This is a genomic window from Vulcanisaeta souniana JCM 11219, assembly GCF_026000775.1.
In the GTDB taxonomy this organism is placed as follows: Archaea; Thermoproteota; Thermoprotei; order Thermoproteales; family Thermocladiaceae; genus Vulcanisaeta; species Vulcanisaeta souniana.
This window is the reverse complement of the sequence record NZ_AP026830.1, coordinates 2,401,560-2,425,528: the sequence shown is the minus strand read 5'-3', so window position 1 is coordinate 2,425,528 and position 23,969 is coordinate 2,401,560. Positions and strand designations below refer to the sequence as shown.

The 23,969-nt window shown below is 41.3% G+C and carries 23 protein-coding genes; 12 read left to right on the top strand and 11 right to left on the bottom strand.

The genetic code is table 11. From position 1 onward, the window contains the following. Window positions 1-42: 42 nt before the first annotated feature. Window positions 43-249, top strand: coding sequence for a hypothetical protein (locus Vsou_RS13340; RefSeq protein WP_308419838.1), 207 nt, complete (start codon window positions 43-45; stop codon window positions 247-249). 14 nt (window positions 250-263) lie between these two features. Here the strand turns inward: Vsou_RS13340 and Vsou_RS13215 are convergent, their stop codons facing one another. Continuing rightward, window positions 264-1,271, bottom strand: a complete 1,008-nt coding sequence (locus tag Vsou_RS13215; RefSeq protein ID WP_188604262.1) for a mannonate dehydratase — start codon at window positions 1,269-1,271, stop codon at window positions 264-266. Between the two features lie 91 nt (window positions 1,272-1,362). Further along, window positions 1,363-2,784 (bottom strand): MFS transporter, encoded by a 1,422-nt coding sequence (locus Vsou_RS13210; protein WP_188604261.1) that lies wholly within the window; start codon window positions 2,782-2,784, stop codon window positions 1,363-1,365. Window positions 2,785-2,874: 90 nt separating this feature from the next. Between Vsou_RS13210 and Vsou_RS13205 the strand changes: the two genes are divergently transcribed. The 3 genes from Vsou_RS13205 to Vsou_RS13195 are packed head-to-tail and all read left to right on the top strand — an operon-like array spanning window position 2,875 to window position 5,891. After that, window positions 2,875-4,209 carry an FAD-binding oxidoreductase gene (locus Vsou_RS13205; RefSeq protein ID WP_188604260.1) on the top strand — a complete coding sequence of 445 codons (1,335 nt, stop codon included), beginning with the start codon at window positions 2,875-2,877 and terminating at the stop codon, window positions 4,207-4,209. Window positions 4,210-4,262: 53 nt separating this feature from the next. Continuing rightward, window positions 4,263-4,952, top strand: coding sequence for a helix-turn-helix domain-containing protein (locus tag Vsou_RS13200; protein WP_188604259.1), 690 nt, complete (start codon window positions 4,263-4,265; stop codon window positions 4,950-4,952). A gap of 54 nt (window positions 4,953-5,006) precedes the next feature. After that, a complete protein-coding gene (locus Vsou_RS13195) occupies window positions 5,007-5,891 on the top strand; it encodes an NAD(P)-dependent oxidoreductase (protein WP_188604258.1) in 885 nt (294 codons plus the stop codon). A 28-nt stretch (window positions 5,892-5,919) separates the two neighbouring features. Here the strand turns inward: Vsou_RS13195 and Vsou_RS13190 are convergent, their stop codons facing one another. Further along, a complete protein-coding gene (locus Vsou_RS13190) occupies window positions 5,920-6,240 on the bottom strand; it encodes a hypothetical protein (RefSeq protein ID WP_054844587.1) in 321 nt (106 codons plus the stop codon). Between the two features lie 334 nt (window positions 6,241-6,574). Here Vsou_RS13190 and Vsou_RS13185 point away from each other — a divergent pair, with 334 nt between their 5' ends. Continuing rightward, complete coding sequence (locus Vsou_RS13185; RefSeq protein WP_188604257.1) at window positions 6,575-8,242, top strand: thiamine pyrophosphate-binding protein; 1,668 nt, start codon at window positions 6,575-6,577, stop codon at window positions 8,240-8,242. Window positions 8,243-8,480: 238 nt separating this feature from the next. Beyond that, window positions 8,481-9,095, top strand: a complete 615-nt coding sequence (locus Vsou_RS13180) for an RraA family protein (protein WP_188604256.1) — start codon at window positions 8,481-8,483, stop codon at window positions 9,093-9,095. Window positions 9,096-9,113: 18 nt separating this feature from the next. On the opposite strand, the gene Vsou_RS13175 is transcribed toward Vsou_RS13180, so the two are convergent. From Vsou_RS13175 to Vsou_RS13150, 6 genes are all read right to left on the bottom strand, one after another. Then, window positions 9,114-10,388 (bottom strand): mandelate racemase/muconate lactonizing enzyme family protein, encoded by a 1,275-nt coding sequence (locus tag Vsou_RS13175; RefSeq protein WP_188604255.1) that lies wholly within the window; start codon window positions 10,386-10,388, stop codon window positions 9,114-9,116. Between the two features lie 117 nt (window positions 10,389-10,505). Then, complete coding sequence (locus tag Vsou_RS13170; protein WP_188604254.1) at window positions 10,506-12,326, bottom strand: aldehyde ferredoxin oxidoreductase family protein; 1,821 nt, start codon at window positions 12,324-12,326, stop codon at window positions 10,506-10,508. A gap of 315 nt (window positions 12,327-12,641) precedes the next feature. After that, window positions 12,642-12,791 carry a PaREP1 family protein gene (locus tag Vsou_RS13165; RefSeq protein WP_188604253.1) on the bottom strand — a complete coding sequence of 50 codons (150 nt, stop codon included), beginning with the start codon at window positions 12,789-12,791 and terminating at the stop codon, window positions 12,642-12,644. A gap of 261 nt (window positions 12,792-13,052) precedes the next feature. Further along, on the bottom strand, window positions 13,053-14,033 hold the full coding sequence (locus Vsou_RS13160) for an NAD-dependent epimerase/dehydratase family protein (RefSeq protein WP_188604252.1): 981 nt from the start codon (window positions 14,031-14,033) through the stop codon (window positions 13,053-13,055). 2 nt (window positions 14,034-14,035) lie between these two features. Next, window positions 14,036-15,055, bottom strand: coding sequence for an ABC transporter permease (locus tag Vsou_RS13155; RefSeq protein WP_188604251.1), 1,020 nt, complete (start codon window positions 15,053-15,055; stop codon window positions 14,036-14,038). Between the two features lie 42 nt (window positions 15,056-15,097). Beyond that, entirely contained in the window at window positions 15,098-16,705 is a 1,608-nt protein-coding gene (locus Vsou_RS13150) for a sugar ABC transporter ATP-binding protein (protein WP_188604250.1), read from the bottom strand. Between the two features lie 106 nt (window positions 16,706-16,811). Here Vsou_RS13150 and Vsou_RS13145 point away from each other — a divergent pair, with 106 nt between their 5' ends. The 3 genes from Vsou_RS13145 to Vsou_RS13135 all read left to right on the top strand — a co-directional run bounded on the left by Vsou_RS13145 (window position 16,812) and on the right by Vsou_RS13135 (window position 20,329). Continuing rightward, a complete protein-coding gene (locus Vsou_RS13145) occupies window positions 16,812-18,053 on the top strand; it encodes a sugar ABC transporter substrate-binding protein (protein WP_188604249.1) in 1,242 nt (413 codons plus the stop codon). Between the two features lie 97 nt (window positions 18,054-18,150). Beyond that, window positions 18,151-19,356 (top strand): extracellular solute-binding protein, encoded by a 1,206-nt coding sequence (locus Vsou_RS13140; RefSeq protein ID WP_188604248.1) that lies wholly within the window; start codon window positions 18,151-18,153, stop codon window positions 19,354-19,356. A 1-nt stretch (window position 19,357) separates the two neighbouring features. After that, window positions 19,358-20,329, top strand: coding sequence for a Gfo/Idh/MocA family protein (locus Vsou_RS13135; RefSeq protein ID WP_188604247.1), 972 nt, complete (start codon window positions 19,358-19,360; stop codon window positions 20,327-20,329). On the opposite strand, the gene Vsou_RS13130 is transcribed toward Vsou_RS13135, so the two are convergent. Both Vsou_RS13130 and Vsou_RS13125 read right to left on the bottom strand, forming a co-directional pair. Next, window positions 20,291-20,965: a helix-turn-helix domain-containing protein gene (locus Vsou_RS13130; RefSeq protein ID WP_188604246.1), complete on the bottom strand. Its 675-nt coding sequence runs from the start codon at window positions 20,963-20,965 to the stop codon at window positions 20,291-20,293. The two genes, Vsou_RS13135 and Vsou_RS13130, sit on opposite strands and share 39 nt — an antisense overlap. Window positions 20,966-21,088: 123 nt before the next feature. Next, window positions 21,089-22,084 carry a molybdopterin-binding protein gene (locus Vsou_RS13125; RefSeq protein WP_188604245.1) on the bottom strand — a complete coding sequence of 332 codons (996 nt, stop codon included), beginning with the start codon at window positions 22,082-22,084 and terminating at the stop codon, window positions 21,089-21,091. Between the two features lie 164 nt (window positions 22,085-22,248). On the opposite strand from Vsou_RS13125, the gene tatC reads away from it, so the two are divergent. Genes tatC through Vsou_RS13110 form a run of 3 tightly spaced genes read left to right on the top strand, consistent with a single transcriptional unit; the run spans window position 22,249 to window position 23,966 of the window. Then, window positions 22,249-23,139: a twin-arginine translocase subunit TatC gene (gene tatC / locus Vsou_RS13120; protein WP_188604244.1), complete on the top strand. Its 891-nt coding sequence runs from the start codon at window positions 22,249-22,251 to the stop codon at window positions 23,137-23,139. 53 nt (window positions 23,140-23,192) lie between these two features. Next, window positions 23,193-23,591, top strand: coding sequence for a Sec-independent protein translocase subunit TatA/TatB (locus Vsou_RS13115; protein ID WP_188604243.1), 399 nt, complete (start codon window positions 23,193-23,195; stop codon window positions 23,589-23,591). Window positions 23,592-23,612: 21 nt separating this feature from the next. Next, complete coding sequence (locus Vsou_RS13110; protein ID WP_264890740.1) at window positions 23,613-23,966, top strand: twin-arginine translocase TatA/TatE family subunit; 354 nt, start codon at window positions 23,613-23,615, stop codon at window positions 23,964-23,966. The last annotated feature ends 3 nt before the right edge of the window (window positions 23,967-23,969 follow it).

Sequence of the window (23,969 nt, the reverse complement as noted above, 5' to 3'; positions counted from 1 at the left end):
CGAATAAGGTGGTTAATAGGATTTGATTAGCTAATGGCTGTCATGCTGAGTTCAAGGCCTAGGGAGGTGGTCTCAATAATAGGTGATAAGGAGTTGAGACTTTATGTTGAGATAGCCCTGGATTTACATGAGTTCCAATACAACGGTTTAGGCAGCGAGGTCTCTAGGTATACCAACGAGGAACTGGTCAGGAAGGACATGGTTGAGGTCATTAACATCATAAGGAGTAGTTTAAAGAATAAATTTTAATAATAAATACCTCTTCATTTATCCAATTGCCTAGCCACGGCAGTAAACAAACCCTTGATATAACCAATCGTGTAGAGCCTACCAAGGTAATTATAACCCGCGGCACCCAATTCGGTATCACCCTCGAGAGTCGGTGCGTGATCAATTCTAACATACCATTCATGGTCTATCTCAAGCATTGCCCTGGCAGCCTCAACTAGGTCAGTCTTACCCTCGCCAATTAACGTCTCGACAAAGTTATACTTATCACCCTTTACGTCCCTGAAATGCACAAAGTAAATCCTATCCCTTAACCTCCTGACGGTTCCAGGTACATCATCAGTCATGAGCGTGAAATTACCCATGCAGAAGGTAATACCATTATGCTCGCTCTTGACTAAATTAATTAATTTCTCAAAAGACTCAACACTATTCATGATCCTAGGTACACCCCTAAACTCAGGTATTGGTGGGTCATCAGGATGCATCGCCAGGTAAACACCCCTCTGCTCGGCAAGAGGCATGATATACTCAAGAAAACTCCTCAAATTCTCCCAAAGCTTATTCGCGTCAACGCCATACTCCTTAACAAGCCTATAAGGCGGAGCGCCCTCAATATTCTTGTAGTTAAAGCCGCTCACGTACATACCATCCCTACTGAGAATGTGTGTATGAGTCCTAGCCCAACCAATACCAGCCATCCAGTTATAAACCCAGATCTTAACGCCCAACCTACCCATATTCTCAATAAGCCTAGCCACATTATCAAGCTCCTCCTCCCTAACCCTGGGAATACCAAACCTAATGCCATCCATCGGAGGATTATCCTCAATAATAGCCAGCTTCAACCCGTTGTCCTCAAGCATGTTCTTATAACGCATTAAAGGTCCGTAATCCCAGGGCTTCTCTTCCTCAATCTGCCTCCAATCAGCAAACCACCTGGGCAAAACACCCGTGGCGTACTCAACACCGACCTGTCTAAGAACGCGCCAAAACCAGGAAGGTTTGCTCTCTAATATTATTTCGGCAAACTTAATGTTCATCAGTATCTAGGTTGATTTGGGATTACTTATATGCATAATCTAATATATTAGAAATATAATTTTTAATTTTTAGCCTTTTAGAATTTGATTCTTATTGTGCCTTTACTTCCTCAGTAAGTTCAGGTGGGTGATACTTACGTGCATCAAAGCCTATGATTAAACCTAATATAGCGGTAGCCAAGGCGTATATGCCGAGTACTTCAGTCATGCCTGTAGGTTTAATCACCACTAGCAGGTAGGGTGCCCAGAACGAGCCCCATACAGCACCAAGCTTCACCCAGAAGTATCCCCAACCGGCGGCTGTACCCCTTTCACTTGCACCAAATGCTGCATTTATAGAGGTCATACCCTGACTTGCGGGTCCGATCACGTGGCCGAAGTAGAATACTGAGGCCCACAGTACGAATAGCCATAACGGCCAGTGGTAAAGGAAGGTAAATGCTAACCCAAATAGGGCTACACTGGCAAGGAATGCGCCTAAAACGTATTGAGACTTAGTGCCGATCCTGGGGGTGAAGTAAGCCGTGGCGATACCCGCAACAACGCCGACACCGTAGAAGACCGCCGAGGCCTCTATCGTCGCTAAACTACCCGCCAAGTGCATTGTTAATAATATGTAGGGCATGTAGAAACCAAATGTGTAGAACTCAATAGCCTGCTCAAAGTTGCCATTAAAGCAATAAACAAGTTCCTTCCACTTATTCCTCCTGAATATACTGAAGGCGCTCTTCCAGCTTCTTGCAACCTTCCTTAATGTAACATCCACGTCAGGTACATCCGGTAAGTCAATACCATAGGTCTGCTTAAGTATACGTTTTGCAGTGGCCAATCTACCTTGATACGCCAACCAAAGAACTGACTCAGGTATTCTACTTCGTAGCATAAGTACTATAAAGGCAAAAACACCGCCCAATATCATGATTACCCTCCAATATATAGGATGCAGTAGCGTATGAAGGATTGCGTATAAGGGTAAAACAACTATTGCTATGGTAATGAGGTACATTAGGTACCACTGTAACTGCCACAAATTACTCCAGAACAACCTTTGTGTCTTTTCCAGGTATTCAAATATATAGGCGAAACCCGTGGCTGTATCAGCACCTAGTGCAAAACCAAGTGCTATTCTGAACCCTGTGAATGTATACGGATCTGGGGCAAGGCCCGCACCAATGGCCATTACCGTGAATAAAATCATGTTTATGATGAACATGTTTCTCCTACCAATCCTATCCGTCAACCAACCACCGGCTACAGCACCAATGGTGGCACCTATCTGTACTGCTGCAGTGGCTAATCCAAATAGGAAGGAGGACATCCATGGGAATGTTGCCTTAAATGCAGCTGTACCGAACGTGAATGCAGCGAAATCATAGGCATCAACCCATAATGACGCCAGGGCCAATATGACTATGTACCTTGCGGTTATATTCTTTGTACCAAGCACCGTCTGGTAGATCTTGGCTATACCCTTCTCGATTTCTTCCCTTGAGTATTGCCCTCCCTGTGACATCAGAATAGTTATATTAAGAATATTATTTTAGTGAGTACTCTAATCTGTTAAATTGCCTACTTATTTGAACCCTCAAGATCTCATTATTATATGGCAGATAGGAATAACGTCATTAAGCGCATTAGTTCATTGGGAATAAAGTTCGAGTTTGGGACAAGGAGTGATTTTATAGGATTTCCAGTAAGGCCGTTAATAATTATTTATCCGCGTGATGAAAATGACATTATTAGCATTGTTAAGATAGCTAATGAGTATCGCGTACCAATAGTGCCCTGGGGTGCTGGGACGAGCCTTACCGGTGCCGTTTCCTGCAATGACTGCATCCTAATTGATATGCGTAGTATGAATAGGATACTTGAGGTTAATACTGTTGATTGGTATGTTAGGGTTCAACCTGGTGTTATACTTGATGACTTGAATAGGGAGCTTAATAAATATGGTTTCTTATTCCCGCCTGATCCAGCTAGTCACTACATGTGTACTGTAGGTGGGATAATAGCGACTGATGCGGGTGGTATGAGGGCCGTGAGATACGGCACTGTCAAGGACTGGGTACTCGCCCTAAGAATTGTGTTGCCAAGTGGCGATGCTATTAGGGTTGGTGAACCATTGAGAAAGAACAGGGCTGGCTATGACCTAGTTCATCTATTCGTTGGCAGTGAGGGTACCTTGGGCATAATCACTGAGACTTGGCTTAGGATTATGCCGTTATCCCGTAGGCACCTTAGGGTATTCATCGTATACTTAGATAATATGGATATGCTGGCTAGGTTTGTGTATGAGGTTAGGAGTAGGGGCATCATACCTGAGCTTATGGAGTACATGGATTACTATTCAATAAGGGCCGTGAATGAAGTATTTAATGCAGGCCTTAAGGAGACTAACGGTGGTTTAGTATTTATAATCATCGAGGATGATTATGCACTTGAATTAATGGATATAGCGTCTCGCATTGGTGAAGTGCATGAATTAATGGATAAGGATGCCAATAAAATGTACGATTACAGATCAAGGGCTGGGGAGGCTATCAAGACCATGTACGGTAACTTCTATTCTGAGGACATAACAGTGCCCGTATCAAAATTAGTCGAAGCCATAGGCAAGCTAAGGAGCATTAGCATGAAGTATGGGAGACCAATGCCAATATTGGCGCACATAGGCGATGGAAATATGCACCCGCACATACTATTTAAGTCAGGCGAGGAGAATATGGCGCAGAAGATATATGAGGAAGTTGCCAGGATAGCTATTGAATTAGGTGGCACCATAAGCGGTGAACATGGTATTGGTCTTCAAAAGAAATCATTGCTACATGAACAATATATTGAAAGAAACAATGTTATTACGTTGAATTTGATGAGGAACATAAAGAGATTAATTGATCCTAGCAATCTGATGAATCCTGGTAAGTATGTTGATTATTAATTTTTCAAATTTATATAGATAAAACTTATAAGAGAAAAAATATACTTATTACTGTGAGATTAGCTAAGCTTTATGTTCGGATTGAGCATTATAATGATTGGAGTTATTATACGAGGGATTTTGAGGGTGTTCGGACTTCTATGAGGTATTATTATCCATTTAATGATAGGGGTTATAGTTTCGAGGTAATTACCGTAACTGGGAACAGAGGTGGTACTGTTAAGTCCTTTATTAGAAGATTTAGGTATCTTGGAAATATTGTTGATGTGGTTTCAGTTGGTAAAATTAATAATCGTAGTTATGAACTTGTTTTCCTAGGGGATATTAAGGGCATGCTTAAGTATGTGATCCTTGAACACGGTGGTATCGTGATAAGCTCGTATGTAGACAGCGGAACCAAGGACTTCACAGCATACTTCTTCACCAAAGACACCAATGAACTAGAAACTTCGTTAACTGAGTTACATAATGAACTTAGCAATCATGGAAAAATAATAACCTATAAAGTAAGTAGGTTTCCAAAAACCATGGTATTTACATCACCCATTTACAGTTTAACTGAAATCGAGAGAAAAATCCTCCAGACAGCTTATCACAAGGGGTTCTTTAATTACCCAAGGGGCATTAATCTCGATAATCTCGCTAAGGAATTCAATATCAGTAAGGCTACTGTAAATATACACCTTAGGAACGCCCTGAGGAAGATCATATCATCATACCTTGGCAATAATGATTATTTCTAGTAATATTATATGTAATAATCAGTGTTTAAATATGGCATTACGTTATTTACATTAATGAAAGTTGGTGTTGTTGGTCTAGGCAGAATGGGCGGCGCCTTTGCTCGTAACCTACTGAGACGGGGCTATGAATTATACGTCTATGATATTGTTAAGTCTAAGGTTGAGGACTTCATTAAACTTGGGGCCAAAGGTGTGTCCTCACCTGCCGAAATGGCCTCAATTGTGGATGTACTCCTGACTAATGTACCTAAGTCTGAGGATATGCTTAGCGTTTACCTAGACGAGAATGGCATCCTTAGGGCCCCTAGACCTGGGTTAATTGCGATTGAAACCACCACCACGGACATACCAAGTAAACTAAAACTTGCCGAGGAGTGTAATAGGAAGGGCGTTGGTTTTCTCGTGGCAATGTTGGGTTTAACGGTTCCTCAGGCCGAGAGGGGTGAAACACCACTCTTTATTGGTGGACCCAAGGAACTCCTTGGGAATTCTAATGTTCAGAGGGTACTGACGGACTTATCCTCAGGCAGGATCTACTACATGGGTAGAATAGAGACTGCGGTGGCCTTTAAACTGATAACGAATACGATGGGCTTTGCCCAATTATTGGTGTTCCTTGAAGGTCTTCAATTCATTACTAAGTTCGGCATGAGTGCTGAAGATTTTCTGAAAGCCGCCAAGGATACTGCTGCTTATAATTACTGGTTCGATGCAAGGCATGAGAAAATACTTAAGGAGGATTATTCGGCATATTTTCCAATTGACTTCATAATAAAGGACTTAATGTACACACTAGAGTCGGCCAAAAACATTAATTGTCCATTGCCCATGGCCAGCCTTGCTGTTCAATTCTACATAATGGCCAGCGGTAAAGGCTATGGAAATGAAGACGGAATAGCGCTGATGAAGATCCTGAGGGAGTATTGCAAAGGCCGCTAAACCAACCCATGCACTTAATATCATTAAACTAATGCCTCTTTGTTTTTAATTCTATGTAGATGCCCATTGCGGATAGTGTTCCATCAATCATTAGCATTATTACGGCAATTATCCGCATGTTATGTGGCACCGGATAAAATAATATTGAGAGAAACAGCATTACCTGCGGTATATTCGCTGTAAATGAATATGTCCTCAATAAACCTATTATTATAAATATTATGTATGCTATAATACCAACTTGAACATACGTAAGTATTACGGCGGTGACTGCACTAAGTATACCGGTACTAAGCAACGTGTAAAGCAGGATATTCCTCCTACCGATTAAGTTCGGCGTAATTACCAAAATGTAATACCGACTTGATCAAAAAGTGTGATGAAATAGGCGAACCGTGTTGGCATTTCGTGTTGGCGTTTTGACGGCAACAAGACCTTTACTAATATTGGGTCATTGCAGTTACGAACATTAAATCAATAGGCATCAAGGAAGAAACCTATTTTCTGGGCCTAATAGAGCATAAGTAGCTTGTCTGGTCCCATCTTTGTTCAAATTCCTTTATTGGGAATTATTTATTAATATTTCTTATCAATTAAATATTAAACTTAATATGTATTATTGACCTATTTAAAATTATAAGGTTAATAATAACCCTTAAGTCCTTAAATGAGGTAAGCATTGTATGAAGGTTTACGAAGCAATCACTGATTGGTTTACTAACGTTAATAAGTACGTCTTTACTGTGGCCGCTGAGAATATTTTGAGTTTGTTGAGGTCCTTAATTGATAGGGGTGGGTTTGTTGTTAATTCGAGGTTTGAGCCTTCCGCAGGTTTCATGGCACTTGTTTCTTCTAGGTTGTTGCTTAGGCCTGGCTTGCTCGTGCTTACTGCTGGTCCTGGCGTTTTTGGTGCCCTGTCACCTATTGCTGAGGCTTTTGTTGAGGGTGATCCTTTAATTATTATTGCACCGTCGGTGGTTGGCGGTAAGGGCACTCACATGCATCAGTTGCGTGATGACACCCAATTCAATACCCTAGGCAATGTTGTTAAGGCTTCGTTTAGGTTGAATGGTGTTGGTGGTATTTCCGAGACCTTGATCAAGGCTTATAGGGTTGCGGTTAGTGGTAAGCCCGGTCCGGTCTATATTGAGGTGCCTTTGGATATACTCGACTCAGAGGTTGAGGTTTCCCCGGTCAATGTTAGCAGCATTGGTGTTGAGAAGTCGGTAGCTGATGGTAATGTTGCTAGGGAGGTTGCTAAGCTGCTTGCTGATGCTGAGTTCCCCGTGCTCCTGCTTGGTAGGGGCGTGTTATTGTCAGGGGCTGGGGAATTGGCGATTAAGGTTGCTGAGACCTTGAATGCCCCTGTGGCTACTACGATAATGGCTAAGGGATTAGTGCCTCCTGACCATCCACTTTATGCCGGCGTTGCCGCAGGTAAGGCGGGTAATATGGTTGCTTATGAGGTTATTAAGAGGGCTGATGTCGTGTTGGCTATTGGCAATAGGTTTAGCGAAATTGGTACTGGTAGGTATAGTCTCGAGATTCGTGGTAAGTTAATTCATGTTAATATTGATGATTATGACCTTGGCAGGGCATATAAACCATACATTAAGGTGCATGCCGACGCCAGGGATTTCCTAGCTAAATCACTTGAGACGCTGAGGAGTTTAAGGGTTAGGCGTAGGGACTATGTCGTTAATGAGCTCAGGGAGTTATGGGTTGTTGAGAATAGGGAGGTCGAGAGTTATTATAAGGATGTGAGTGGTTTAATTAAGCCTTGGGAGGTCATTAGGGCTGTTAGGGAGGTCTTTAATAGGGGTAGGACTGTATTTATTGGTGATGTTGGTGCCCATAGGATCGAGAGTTTTCTAATGCCCGTCTACGATGGCGAGTCCTACATAACGAGTACTAGTTACGTCTCGATGGGGCTTGCAGTACCTGGCGCGGTAGCTACTTCAATAATTTATCCGGATAGGGATGTGGTGGCCCTGGTTGGTGATGGTGGGTTTCTGATGACTGGGCTTGAGGTTTCAACGGCTGTTCAGTATGGTGCTAAGCCAAGGATAGTGGTGTTTAATGACTCGATCTATAGGGTTTTGGGTGTTTATGAGAGGATTAGGTTTGGCGGTGTTACTGAGGCTTTGGTTAGGTTGCCGAGAATTGACTTCGCGTTATTAGCTAAGTCATTGGGTGCGGAGGGTATTACAATAACCCGTAGGGAGGACCTTAAGCCATTGCTTATGGATGCCCTTGATTCTGACAGGGCCGTGGTTGTTGATGTTCATGTTGACCCAAGCGCAGTGCCGATACCTTATCAAAGACTTTATAACCTAAGGTCGATAAGTTAATCATGTGTCTGGTTCTATAATTATGTCATCTTTCATTAAATTCGTTCAGATGAAATATTTATATCAATCGTCAGTAGGGAAAATCCATGTAAGGGATCTTTATGTTGAGTTAAGATAAATTATTATTTAGTTGCATAATACATGTTATATTATTACTTTATTTAAGGGTAATCAATAAGGTAATTATATGGGGAATGCGTTAAATCTAGATTATTTGAGTAAAGTATTATATTCGCCGGTGTTATCAGATATTTTAGATGAGTTAGGAGTTTCAGATCACGTATTGCCAGGTGATATACGCCCATTAAACCCTGATTTCGTAGTAATTGGATATGCCTATCCAATGCATTTAAATAAGGTGAAGGATTACGACCCAGGTAATCCATATAAGGGGATTCTTGAGGCTCTTGATAATATTCCAGAGGATGCTGTTATTGTAATTGAGGTTGATGAATCAATAAAGAATAGAGCAGCGGCTTGGGGTGAATTAACAAGCACGGCAGCAATGGCAAGAGGAGCCAGGGGCACCATTGCGCATGGCTTCACAAGGGATACTCATCAAATATTAAGAATGGGATTCCCCGTGTTTTCAATGGGTTTTGTACCCTATGATATTAAGGGTAGAGGTGATGCAGATGATTATGGTAAGGAGGTGATAATTAACGGTATTAAGATTAAAAGTGGCGACTTAGTATTTGGCGATATAAATGGAGTAGTAATTATCCCAAGTGAACTGATTGATGATGTAATCACGCACGCCATAGAAAAGGTCACTAAGGAGAGCAATGCCAAAAGGGAATTAAGGCGTGGTAAATCAGCAAGAGATGTATGGAATAAGTACAGAGTATTTTAATTAATATGCATGGTTTCTTCATATTTCAAAGTCAGACCATATTTTCTTCATGGCATCCATGTCTAAATCAATACCTAACCCTGGTTCATCAGTAAGCCTGATAAAGCCCCTATCTATAATACGTCTCTTTGGCTTTACTATATCATTCCAGAAGGGAAGATCATGGGCATGCCACTCTAGAACCCCAAAGGTATTAGCCACAGACATCGCATGCGCGGCCGCCATGGCACCAATGGGTGAGGCTATGTTATGCGGAGATATTTCGATATCAAAAAGCGAGGCAAGTTCAGATATCTTGACGCCTTCAGTAATGCCTCCAGCCTTAGTCAGATCCGGCGTCCAGATCGAAATACCAGTTTTTAATAAATCCTTGAATTGGTAATACGTGAATAGATTTTCACCCGTTGCTATTGGTACACAGCACTTCTGTGTTACAAGATTTATTTCATCCATGTTTAACGTAAGTGATGAGAAGGCTGACGTTGGATCCTCAATCCACCTCGGCCTATACGGCTCTAATGCCTTACATATTTTTGCCGCCGTATTAATATTGAATTTCCAGTGTAAATCGAACATTAAATCGATCTCATCCCCAACGGCTTCCCTGACAGCTTTAACAATAGAAGTCAGGTAATCAATGTCTTTTAGTGATAATTGGCCTGACCTAGAGTTATAATCCTTTAGGTAAGGTGTTGGTATGTCTAAGTCGAATTTCACTGCTGTAAATCCCTCGTTAACTATTTCCCTCGCTCTTTCCGCGTAATTCTCTGGTGTATAATCCTTATTCCATTGCTGCGTTGAGATCCTACCTACCATGGGTTCCGTAAGTGTGGACATACGTTCTGTTTCAAACCTCGTTTTATCACCGTATTGCTTTATCCAATCAGGAAATACCTCTGTCAATGCTGCATCTACTATTTCCATACTTTTCGATGCGTGGGCATCAACATAAACCCTCACTTCATCCCTGTCACCGCCTATTAACCTCCAAACAGGTATATTGAGATACTTACCTATTAAGTCGTGTAGTGCAATATCTATTGCGGAAATAATGAAGTAAACCGTGGTGCCTGAGTAGGAGAACGCGTACTTAAGTTTCTCCAAAATTCTATTTCGTTTTAATGCGTCCTCACCAATAAGCAATTTTCTAACGTAGGGTATTACATTATTTATTGCCAATGGTGATCCAGCGGTTTCCCCAGTTCCATATAAATCACCAGCGTATATCCTGATAAATCCCCATTCAAAATTTGATTGAACCGTAAAAGCTTTAACATCCGTTATCCTTAACATTACTGTTTTCTCTCCTCTGGTATTTTAAAAACTTTTCTAATAACATGATGCGATAAATAGTTTAGTATTCTTAAACATAATTCCAGAAAATAAACCTTTTAGGATTGATAGATTAAATCATACATCGAGTTCCTTAACCACCCCATCTTCCGTCAACCCACGCCTCCTATAGTATACAGGTAGCCACTTCTCAACTACGTAAGGAACCCTGGTATCGTTCCTATTTGCATGTGGGGTCAACATTCTTCTTGGTAATTTGTCATCCTTGTTCGTTATCCCGAGTTGATTATCTATCCACCTCTCTATTTTCCAGATCCTGTCGCCAATCTCCATGAGTGTCGCCACTGTATACTCCTTACCTGTTGTGTATCTTAGTAGGTTTATTATGTCTGACACGGTCAATCCAGCTGAGAATGCGTACTTACACATTATTAGTGCATCATATAAAGTCATTAGGTTCTGCATCTTGATAACTACGTCCACAACCTCGTCGGATTCGTTATACCTATCATCCCTTGCATTAATACTGAGTTCAGGTACTGCAATGCCTCTCCACGGCATGTGAGACCAACCCAGGTGATCAGCACCCCTATTAATCGTTACGAAACTCAGGGCATGCGCAAAGAATGCCCTACCATCATGAGCAGGCATTTCCAAACCCTTAACGTGGACTGCAAAGTCCTGCCCACTAATCTTCTCCGAAACTCTCCTAACGCCCTCGGCCAATAGGTCACCAATACTTTCCCTATAGGCTATCTTTCGTATTAGCTTTATCACGGTATCGGCATTGCCCCATTCAAGTCTTAACCCATCAATTTCCTTATTAATCAAGCCCTTCTCGGCTGCCTCGAATATGAACCCGATCACATTTCCTGTGGATATTGTGTCTAGCCCAAGTCTATCGCATTCCTCATTCATCTTGGCTATGGCCTCCAGGTCACTGATTAACAGGTTTGTGCCGAATAGTGATATGGTCTCGTACTCGGGACCCAAGCCCCTGAACTCCCTATCAAACCACTTACCTGGCTTAACTCTAACAAACCTTTTGCAGGCCACCGGACATGTGGTGCATGGGTATGGTCTCTCGAGTATGGTCTTCGTCATAGTCTCGCCAGTTATTTTGAAGACCTCATTATCATCCCACCTACCCCAGGCAAAGTTCCTCACAGGAATATTACCGATTTCATTGTACACACCCACACTACCAGCGCTGCCAAACTTCCTAAGCGAAGCACCCCTTGCGGAACTACCCAGTTTGACATTCAACTCCCTAACATACCTCCTCAACTCCTCAGGATACGCATACTCAATGGGCCTAGTTCCCTTAACGACTATGGCCTTCAGGTTCTTACTACCCATGACAGCGCCGCCCCCAGCCCTACCGCCGATACCCTCCTCATTTGCTATCGTCGAGAACTTAACCAAGTGCTCCCCAGCAGGTCCAATGGCAAGCACTTTAATTGATTGATCATTAAGGTCCCTCCTCAGCGAATTCACGGTCTCCACTATGTCAAGACCCCAGTACCTACTGGCATCCCTAATGTCTGCCTGCTCCTCCGCAATGTATATATAAACAGGCTTCTCAGCCTTACCTATCACGATCGCGGCGTCAAGACCAGCCCTCTTCAAGTCATAGGCAAACCTAGTACCCACGTGGGTTGAACCCCATATCCCGGTCAGTGGCGATATGAACCCTATAGATACCCTACCGCTCTGCGGAATGATATCGCTCGTTAAGGGTCCTGTTGCAAACACAAGGATGTTAGATGGGTCAAGCGGACCCTTTATCCCCCTAAGGTGCTTATAGATTATGTATGCTGCAAGACCCTCACCACCAAGCACCTTATCATAAACATCCCCACTAACACTCTCTATCCAGGTCTTACTATTACTTAAATCAACATATAATACCTTCCCAACCCAACCGAAAAATGCCACGGCGATGCTATAGCATAAACCATTTAAAAACACTTTATTTTACATATTTGATCCTGATTAATGCGTCAGTTTTCTCTCAGTATCCTTAACAATTCTCTCAACCTAATCCATATAACTAACTATTTCGTCTACGGTCAATTCGGTCTCATGAAAATCCAAACATGGAGAATATATGCACCGTTCCATCTGTTAAATACCCAGTTGCCTGATGCCCTTAGTAACTTATTACGGCAGTGCCTAATTTATGTGTGCATCACCTGCTTTCTTAATTACCTCCTGGTACTCAAGTAGTTGCGTTTTTTAGCGCTAGTGCCTTCACGACTTCCTCAGTGCCTTGTCTGCCTTCTCCGACGCTTGTACAGCGTTACCCTTACCCACATACTCCTTGGTCTTGGTCATGTACTTCCTGGCAAGTTCATTACTCAACATAGTGCTTTCCAATGAGTTGCTTCTGGATATTTTCATCAAGCACAAGATCAATTATGGCAATGCCCCTAATGCAATATCTCTTCAGGTTTTCCGCATTACCGTATTGATTTAACGAGTTATTAAACCTAGTATGATCGATTAGATGCAGAGACGTTCCGAGAGAGATTAGTAATGAAGCTTATTAAAAAGATATTTAGCGGTAAAGAAGGTATGTAATTTGTTGCTATTGATAAGCATTATCTGATTAACTATAATAAAAGCATGATATATTGAGTCATTTTAATTTAAAAATATTTATTATTTTTCATAATTCATTACATAATTTATCATATCCAGAAGACCACCTTTGAGTCCATATTTTTCTTCAAAGCCTAATTCATTGTATAATCTTGAACAGTCAACATCAAGTCCAGCCGGCCCTGGTATCTTTGAAGAGTTCTCCGTGGGTTTACTTAATGGTGTAAAATCAACCTTTGCATTAGGCAATACTTCCTTGATTACATTTAACATATTGATTACATTCCATGAACTTCCACTGCCTATGTTATAAATCGATCTTCTTACCTTGGCCTTATCAACTAAAGCTACATGCGCGAATGCCCTGGCGCCATCTCGTACATATAACCATCTAAGTTTTGCCTCCGTATATGCAAAGTCCTCAGGCACCTTGGCGGAACCCTTCAGTATTAATTCCCTGAGGAAATTATTGAATTGACCGGTATAACCAGTATAGCGTCCAGGACCCCATACAGATGTAAGCCTTGCGCCAACAACATCCACATTATACACATCCCTGTAAAATACACCAAATGATTCATCCACAAACTTAGTTATTGAATATGGTTCAGGCGGGGTCAATGGATGGACATCTTCATTAACTACCTTCAGACTATAATCGCTTGGGGAACCAAGAACTGCCTCAGAGCTTGCATAAACGACTCGTTCCAAATCCATTAATCTAGCTACCTCAAACATATTTAATGCGCCCAATATATTTACTTTAATGGCCTTCAAGGGCCTTATTCGTGACTCAAATAAAACAAGGGCCGCTAGATGTATTATCCTCTTAGTATTATATTTCTTAACTGCATTTAATACTTCCTCAATATCAGTTATGTCTCCGGAAACAAGCTTGAGCTTATCATTACTTTTTGATTTACTTACTAGGTATGGGTCAAACCGCACGTCAAATGCAACCACGTCATAACCACGTGAAAGCAACTCATCAATTACAAATCTACCAATTTGCCCACTTGCACCTGTAACTAATACGGACATGCTTACTTCACCCACCTTAATCCTCTGGTTAATGCAGGTGCTGCTGCTATTAAGATTATCCCTATAATAATTTCCTGTATTGTATATTGAGTTATCCCCATTATAATCAATATATCAGTTAATATTGTTAATATTAATGCACCAAAGAATGGACCTATTGGATGCCCAGTACCTCCAGTCAATGCAATGCCCCCCAAAACAGCGGCAGCTATGGCATATAATTCATATCCATAGGCGGTCCAGGGATCAACAACATAACCTCCAGTAGCCACCAACATAACCCCTGCTAATCCATAGAGCGAACCGGCTATTGTAAACGCAAGGAATTTCGCTAGGTCAGCATGGGTACCTGCTAATCGAACGGCCTCCTCGTTACTACCAATACCGTATATTATGCGTCCCCATGTGGTCCTTGTTAATAAGTACCAAAATACCAAGGTAATTGCCAATGCTACTATGAAAACAAGAGGTATAAATGTATGAAAATCATTCATTAAAAAACTATATTGTGTAAGTCCATATATGGGTGACCCTCCTGTTATTGTTAAATCCACAGCCCTCCATATTTCAAGCCCGGCAAGTGTTGCTATGAATGAATAGACCTTAAACTTACTAACTAAAAGTCCATTTATAGCGCCTACGGCGAGTCCAGCAAGTATTGCTATAGTTATTGCTAATGTAATATTTCCAGTGGATAATGTAACAAGTCCCGTTACCAATGCAGAGAGCCCTGACACCGAACCAGGAGTCAAGTCTATACTTCCCATTATTATAACCATGCCCTCACCAAGGGCCAGTAAAGCTATTGGCGCTGATTGAAATAGTACCACCTTAAGGTTGGATGGAGATAAGAAATACTGTGGCGATAAGGCAATTGATGCCACCAGTATTATTATAAAGGGAATAAGAGGTCTTGCAATTTCCTGCTGGTTATAAAAGTCTAAAAATCTCCTTAAGACACTACGTTGTGATTTCTTTTTCTCAACAGCAACGGTTTCTGACTTGCCATCGCTTGAACTCATCGCATAATTAATATTAATTTTATTTTTAAGGTAAATTCCTAACTAGGTTAATTGGGCACCATATGTGGATGCTTGGGCTAAGTCTTCTATTACTTTCTTACGTACATCCTCAACATTATCTGGCTTAATTACGTATTCCCTTATTATTTTACCTTCATGCATGAAGTACAGTCTATCGGCCATACCCAATGCCTCATCAAGATCACTAGTTAATACTAATACTGATACGTTATCTTCCTTAGACAATTTATAAATGGTTTTCCTTATTTCTATCTTTGCCCCTATATCAACGCCAACTGTGGGTTCATCAATTATAAGTAATTTAGCTTTGCTTGCCAGTCCCCTGGCGACAAGTGCCTTTTGCTGATTTCCGCCACTTAACGAGGTAATCTTAACATAGGGTGATGCGGTCCTTATATTAAATGACCTTATCATCGTAGTAGCCAGATCATGTTCCTTTCTCAAATCCAGTAAAAACTTGATCCTTGATATCACGGACAAGGCTGATACTGATATATTTGACGCCACTGAATAATGCGGTATTATTCCATCGGTTTTTCTATCCTCAGGTAAATAAGCTATCTTATACTTTTCTAGCGCATGGGTGGGTGATTTAATTTTAATGGGCTTTCCATAATATAGAATCCTTCCTTTGCTGGTCTTTCCTAGGCCTACCAATAACCTACCAAGTTCTGATTTACCAGCACCAATTAGACCAAATACCGCAACTACCTCTCCATCATAAATCCTCAGGTTAACACCCCTTAATGGCACATCAGTAAGCTTTATAGGAATTGTATATACATCATGGAGTTCAATAAGAGGGACTTTTGGAGCATTTTTCATTTCTACTACCTTATTTACCCAGCCCTCCTTAACGGAGTAAAACTCCTTAAGCTCTGTACCTAACATCATCTCTGCCAATTCCTTTTCGGTTACATTGGAGCTATTTACGGTACCAATAGCTTTACCATTTCTTAGTACTGTAATTCTATCGCAAATCTCAATGGCCTCCTGGATCTTATGTGTTACGAATGTAATACTTATTCCATTCTTTTTAAGCGTTCTAATTACGTCAAGTATTTGCTCGGTCTCTCGGAGCGACATGGGGCTTGTTGGTTCATCAAAGAGTATTACTTTGGCATTCATGCTTAATGCCGCTAGTATCTGAACAAGCATTTTACTTGCCGCATTTAACTCACGTACTTTCAAATCAGGATTTAATTCAATACCATATTTACCCATTAAATCTTTAATTTTGGACCTAGTTTCATTTTTATTAAAATTGGAAAATGCCCTTCCCCATAGGAACCCCAATAGGGCAATGTTCTCATATACAGTAAGGTGGGGCATTAACGTAATTTCCTGATTAACTAATATTATTCCATGTTTACGCGCATCCGCTGTATTATGAAACCTCACCTCCCTTCCCTGAATTACCATCCTACCGCCATCAGGTCTATAATAGCCGTATAATATTTTTAGCAAGGTTGATTTGCCAGCGCCGTTTTGACCGAGGAGTCCATGTACCTCTCCGTACTTTAAATCGAAGGTTACGTTATCCAGAGCTACAGTACCAGGAAACCTCTTTGTTATGTTTTCGGCCAGTAACAATACATTGTCCTCGTTATTAGCATTAGTAGGCATCATTCGAAATAGTACATTTAATTTCTTATAAATATTCCCTCCTCAAGATTTTAATAAAACCTAGTTAGGATTTATATTTATAAAGAACATAAGCAACAAGCATAATGGTATGAACTGGAAAACCTTATCCATAGGGTTAATAGTAATAGTGATAGTATTGGCTGCAGTTGCTGGCTACTTAGCCATGGTGCATTCATCTAAAACGGTTGTGACCGTTACAGCACCCCCCGCCAGTAATAAGACAATCACCATTTTCTTCTTTAACCCAGCCCCAGCGAACTTCTGGTACAACCTAATAACTCAAGGTATACAAACTGCAGTTTCACAGCTTAGATCGCTAGGTTATACTGTGAATTATGAGGAGTTTGACGCAACAACCGTGAGTCAACAAATATCCCAATTAGAGGAGGCTGCGTCACTGCATCCCAATATAATTGTAATAGGTACTGTCTCTGATGCTGTACAGGGCGAGCTTCTTAAGCTTCGCCAGGAGGGCATAATCGTAATTTTGGTTGACAGAGACGTGCCAAACCAGGCCGCTAGAAATCTGTACATTGGAACCAATAATGAAATAGCGGCCGAGAAGGAATTGCTATCATTCCTGGGGTACCTCCGTGAGCAGAATGTACCCACTCCATGGAAGTTTGTATTAGTAACTGGACTACCGGGTGTGGAGACTTTAGCATTAAGAACGGAGGGCTTTGAACAAGTACTTCAGCCGTTGGTACAAAACGGTACTGCGCAAATACTAGGGGTAATACAGGCAAACCAGGATGATCAGGCACAGGCCTATGCAACAATAAGTGAGGTAGTGCCTAAATACGGTACGTCAGTTACTGCATATCTAGATGCTAATTTATTAACGGCCATAGCAAATGTGGAGGCACTAGAGGCTGCTGGATATAAGATAGGTCAAGGAGGCATTTACATACTTGGTTTCGATGCACAATTACCGACATGGCTTCAGTTAATTCAAAATGGTACAGTGATAATGACGATACAGCAAGTACCATTTACCATGGGCTATTGGGCAACTTGGGCTGGCTTCTACATATATACAGGGCAATTAAACCTACCTGCTAACGCCACTATATTCTCACCAACATACACTGTGGTTTCATGCAATGCTACGTATTCCATGATTCTCGATCACATAGCACCACCACCAATATACCTATTATTACTTGCTCAGCAGCTCACGCCGCAGAATCCTGCAATACAGGCACCATCATACTATGCTTACGATTGCATGGAGAAGACGGGATTAGTACCAGCACCGCCTGGACTGAATTCACCATGGCCAGTACCCGCTGGCTCAGACCAATCATTTGTTGCAACAGGCTTCCACTGATCGAATAGTATAACAAAATTTAAAATTTAAAATTCCTCCTTGAATTCAAACAGGGTTAGGATTATAGTTTAAATATGATCCAGGACTTTTAATACTAATGGATGTACTCAATGCCGTTTTAATAGGCGGCAAGGGCTTTGAACCATATGAAGTGCTATACAGCAAAATACCTGATTTTGAACGTAAATACTCAATAAAGGTAAATATTTTACATGAATTTTCACATCCAGAACTTAATGCGTTTAAGGATAACCTTAATGGCGGTGAAGATGTTGATGTTATTTCTTCCCACACTAGTTTCCTTAGGTCCTATAAACATCTTTATTTAGATCTTACGGAAACAGACCCAGAAAGCACGAAGATAATGCTGAACGATTTACCTGGCCCGCTCAAGAAAGCTGTGACGGTTAAGGGGGAGGTACTTATAGCACCAAGATTTATTGATGTGTCTTCACTTCATTACCGTACATCAGTATTTAATAAAATAGGTGAAGAACCACCTAAGACATGGGATGAGCTCTTGCAGGTGGCTATTAAGATCAAGGAAAATAAAATTGATATGTACCCGTACACCTTCGCTGCCCGCGGACATGCATTAGTTGGTCGGTTTATGGAAATTCTACATTCATTTGGTGGTAAGTTAATTGATGGCGAGCATTTTGCGTTTTATTCACAGGAAGGTATAGAAGCTCTTCAATTTCTTGCTGATTTACATGTAAAGTATAAAATAACCCACCCGCGTACACCTGACTTCTTCTATGATGATGTAAGTCAGGCATTTAAAACTGGTGAGGTGGTTATGGTTCTTGATTGGCCTGGTTGGGACTATGTATTTAGAGACCCAAGGCAATCAAGTATATGGGATGACTTTAGTATTGCCTTGCCTCCCCAGGGAAAAGGCGGTTTATGGGTTTATGGTGGTTCTCATGGATTAAGCGTAATTAGGTGGAGCAAGAGGAAGGGATTGGCCACGACTTTTGTTTTATTCATGGTGTCTACAGAAAATCAATACTTTGAAAGCAAGTCGCAGGGCTTTTTACCGGCAAGAACAAGCGTATTTGCAATGCTCCTGGATAGTTCTAAGGATAATTATTTTGAAAATCATAGATTAAGCGTCTACAGGAAAATAATTGAGGAGGCCTACTTACCTGTTAAGGTAGTTAAATGGAGGGAATTTACGGAAAATATATGGCCCATATTGAATAAGGCCGTAAGAGGCGAAATCAAGGCCGAGGAGGCATTGAAAAATGCGTATGAAAAAGTTAAGCATCTGGAAAAATTCCAGGCCGAGCTAGGTGAGTGAAATGGAGAGAACAGTCGGCGTTGCCGTATCAGGTCTGGGTGAAATATCAAAGTTACATATACAGGGTATCCTAGGGTCTAAGCATGGTAAACTAGTTGGAGTTTTCTCTCATTCACTTGAAAGAGCAAAAGAAATTGCGAAAATGTACGGTGTCAAGGCCTACTCATCATATGAAGAATTATGTAAGGATAATGATGTTGATGCTGTAATAATTGCAAGTAGAGATGAAGATCATTTACCGCAGACCATAGAAGCCGCAAAGTCTGGTAAGCATGTGTTGGTGGAGAAACCACCTGCATTAACAGTACCGGACGTAGAACTCATGGCAAAGACATGCAAGGAAAATAATGTAATATGTATGCCCGTGCATAATTACATCTATACTCCGCAAATAATGAGGCTTAAGGATATCATTACACGCGGTAATTTAGGGAAACCGCTTTATGCGTTTGCAAGTGTATTTCATAAGATATCTGAGGAGAATGCCAGGAAATATCATGGTACGTTAATAACACAGGCATATCACCTAGTATATTCATTGCTGTTTTTATTCAATGATGTGGAGTACGTGGCGGGTTACCTAGATAATGTATCATATAAGGAACATAAGAATATTGATGATCTAGCAATAGCAATTCTTAAGTTTAAGAATGGTGTCGTAGGTCATATACTAAGTGGTTGGTGTTGCGATGATTTAACCCCAACCTCCTGGACCTGGATGGTTAAGGTATTTTTCGAAAAGGGGGTATTTACGTTCAATTCCATGGAGTCATTAACATATTCACAGAGCGCGAGTTACTATCAATCAAGAACCATAGACTTCCAGGAAAGCTTCTTCAACATAGTATCATACTTCATAGATGAGACAATCGTTAACAAAAGACCTCCTTTATCTACCATGGAGGATGCTATTAGGACCTTCAGAATACTTGAATCAATAAAATCCCATAAAATCAACGTTGTCAAAATCTAATTCTTTTAAAACCAATTTACGAAGCGCCCTCCTTAATTCTTGAATGAAGGTAACCTTACTTATATTAAGGGACTTTGAAATCTCCTCAGCATTTGCATTCTTAGGCCACTCAAAATATCCCTGCTCATATGCTGTCTTTAAAATTCTATGTTCATTATCAGTAAGGGTATATTTACTATAATTCCTGAACATACCCTTGATATCAAAGGAATAATACGCCAGCACCTCAGCTCTTTCTTTTAAATCTTGAATAAGGGCAGTCTCTGCCGACTTGCCATTAATTAGGAAGGTCCAATATTCCTTATTATCATGTACACGCTCACTGAATATTGCCGATAAATTAACCGCTGTCTCTGTAATACTATCCGTGTATCTTGATAAAATACTTAGTAAGGCCATAGCGTAGCTTCTCGTTATCACGTTATCAAGTACTTCAATGCTTTTTACACGCCTATTCCTCTTGATACTATATAATGCTTCCTTAATGATACGCGCATTAGGGGCCTTTACCAGCACTAATGCGATAATAAGGTCTTTATTCTCAATGGGAATGCTCTTTATGGTTCGTGCCTGAACATTACTGGGAACAACGCTTGACCAATCATCGTGCTCCAGAACAAGTTTTGTTAATTTCATTAAACTATAATATAATTTAGGGATTTTAAGGATTACTCATATGGACTTAATAATATTATATAGAATAAACTTAAAACAATATTCAAAATATAAACAAATCAAAAACAAAACACATAACCTTCACTAAGTTCTTTGCTCGGGCTTATAGCTTGGTAGTAATCCTCCATGGCCCATTGCCGCAATTTCCTCCCTACTGGGCACTAGATCTGCCATGAGTCTTGGTAGGAATATGTCAATAGCATTATAATCGCTGTAGTATATTCCTCCAGCTGATACCGCAAGTATTGGCGCCTCATTGAGTAGGGCTATCATGACCATAGTCGTTGGCTTAATGGGCACTCCATACGCTATGACCTTAGCCCCAAGTCTCCTTATTGCAATCGGCGTCTTATCTGTTGGGTCCACGGACATGCCGCCAGTGATCACTAAGGCCTCGGCGCCATTATTAATAGCCTCTTTCATCGCGCTCATTATCTTATCCTCATCATCAGGTACTATTGTGTTAAATACTATTTCCCAACCATACTTATCTGTCCTAGCCCTAATAATAGGGTAGTAAAGATCCTTCTTCCTTCCTTGGTAGATCTCAGTGCCAGTAATTATAACACCAATTCTTCTCCTTCTGAAGGGTACGACGTTAATTAAGTTCCCGAACCTCAGCAGTTCCTCGACTTCTTCCCTCTGCATACTCAGTGGTATAACGTCTATAATGCCCACCAGTTCATCTTTAACGACACCGTTCATATCCTGCTTAGTTATTAGCAAGGCATTACCGCTTAGATTTAGCTTCACTAATCCATTAATGTCCACCCTGAGGACACCATTAATACTGGACATGATCCAAGCGGAGCCCTGCCTAGCGGGCTTAACGTACGTGTTATCCCCAGCCACGGCCCTGGCCACCCTTTCTGAAACTTCCCACTCATACATTAAGTCACTTGACTCTTCATTACCCTCAACCCACACGAAGTAAACGCCGGAATCCCTAAGTCTCTCAACATCATCTTTAGTGATTACGTGGCCCCTGGGTAGCAGTACTGTCGCTCCATCCCTACCCACATATGTTGTGTCATAACCAAGCACTTGGCCAACTGAATCTTCAACTCTTATTAACCTCATGGCACAGTACTAAATAGAGCCTGAGGCAATTATTTAAATGCAATACCCATTGATTCATATGATATTAACAAAAGATCTTTGTAGCAAGCTTTGCATAGATCCTCTTAATTGAACCTTGTGTATAGTGAGATCACTTTTTAATTCTAGTAATTATTATATTTCTCGTGAGCAATTCTAATAATGACTACGAGGATAGGCCGCCTTTTGATAGGGAGTTGCCTTTTTGGGAGCATGTTCGTGAGCTTGGGGTTAGGCTTAGGAGGGCTTTGTTGGTCTTCGCAATAGTCTTTGTGGCCCTTTGGCTACCCATGCCTAGTGTTCATGGTCACAACATTGCCCAGGTGGCCATTGGCTTCTTCACCATGGAGTATAACCCAATAATAGCCTTTGTGTTCAGGCATTACGTATTCAACCAAGTCATCTCCTCAGCTAAATCCATAACCTGCTCCAGCAATTACATTGTTGGTAATTCCACACAACCCATAGGCATAATATCGACCACGGTGCTCGGCCCCTTCGTCTTCAGCGTCGAACTCAGTATGGTCATAGCACTCCTCGTGACAATACCCGTACTAGTCTATGAAGTCTACCAATATGTTAAACCAGCCCTTTACCCCCATGAGTTAAGGGCTGTTAGGACTTATGTCTGGATAGCCATGGTATTATTCTACTTAGGCGCGTTCATTGGTTATTACTTCGTATTCCCAGCCTTCCTAAGGATAAGCCTATTCTGGAGCTGCCTGTTCGGTTTTGTGCACCTACTCACCACAAGTGGTTTTCTGGACACCTTAATAGCGACACTATTCTTCGCGGGCTTCCTCTTTGAAACACCCGTGGCAATGGCCCTACTCACCCGGGTGGGCTTTATAACACCCGATGCACTCTCAAGGAATAGGCCCTACATTTACTTCGGGGTCCTCGTAGCCATATCCATAATAAACCCAGACCCAACACTGGTGAGCACACTACTATGGTTCATAATGTTCATAGCACTATTCGAAACAGGATACCTATGGAGCAAAAACATATACAAACAAAGGCAGGTACAAATTTAATTATCCTTGATTATGAGAAAACTTTATAAGGCATAGTTATTGCTTTATTTACGATGAGTGTGTTGTTGTTTATTGATACTCAGACTTTGGTTTTGATTATTATAGCTTTTATTGTCCTCGTTATTTGGGGGCCGAGTAAGATTCCCCAGTTGGCCAGGAGCCTTGGTCAGTCCATTAGGGAGTTTAGGCGTGGTGCCGCTGAGAGTGAGCCGGAGCCTGAGCTCATTGAGGTTGCCAAGAAGCTTGGTATTGACCCAAGTGGGAAGAGTAGGGATGAGTTGCTTGCGGAGATTAATAAGGCCCTTGGTCAGCAGAGGAATGGGCCTGCAACCACAAAGGCCAGTGTTGATCCCAAGGTTCTTGAGATCGCTGAAAAACTGGGTATTGATACCAGGGGTAAGAGTGAGGAGGATTTGATTAAGGAGATTAATTGGAGGATGAGTAATAAGTGAAATTCAACAAGGGACTCAAAAATGCATGTCTACCTAATCCTCGACGGTCAAACAGGCCTATTGATCTTCCTATTCCTACTAATCCTAATCGCCTGGAAACCAGAGGCACTACCAAGGATTGCCAGGGAGTTGGGTAGGTGGTATAACTGGGCCAGGAGGTCCATGGAGGACTTCATGAGAGAAGTTAATGAGCCTATTAATGAGACAAAGGTATCAATAAACAATGCCACCTTGGATATAAAAAAGACAATAAACGAGGCAATAGACCCAGACCTACTCAGGATAGCCAAGGCCCTTAATATAAATACCCAGGGAAGGTCTAGGCAGGAGGTAATAGATGAAATAATGAAAAAACTACCAAATAACGATAAATAAAAT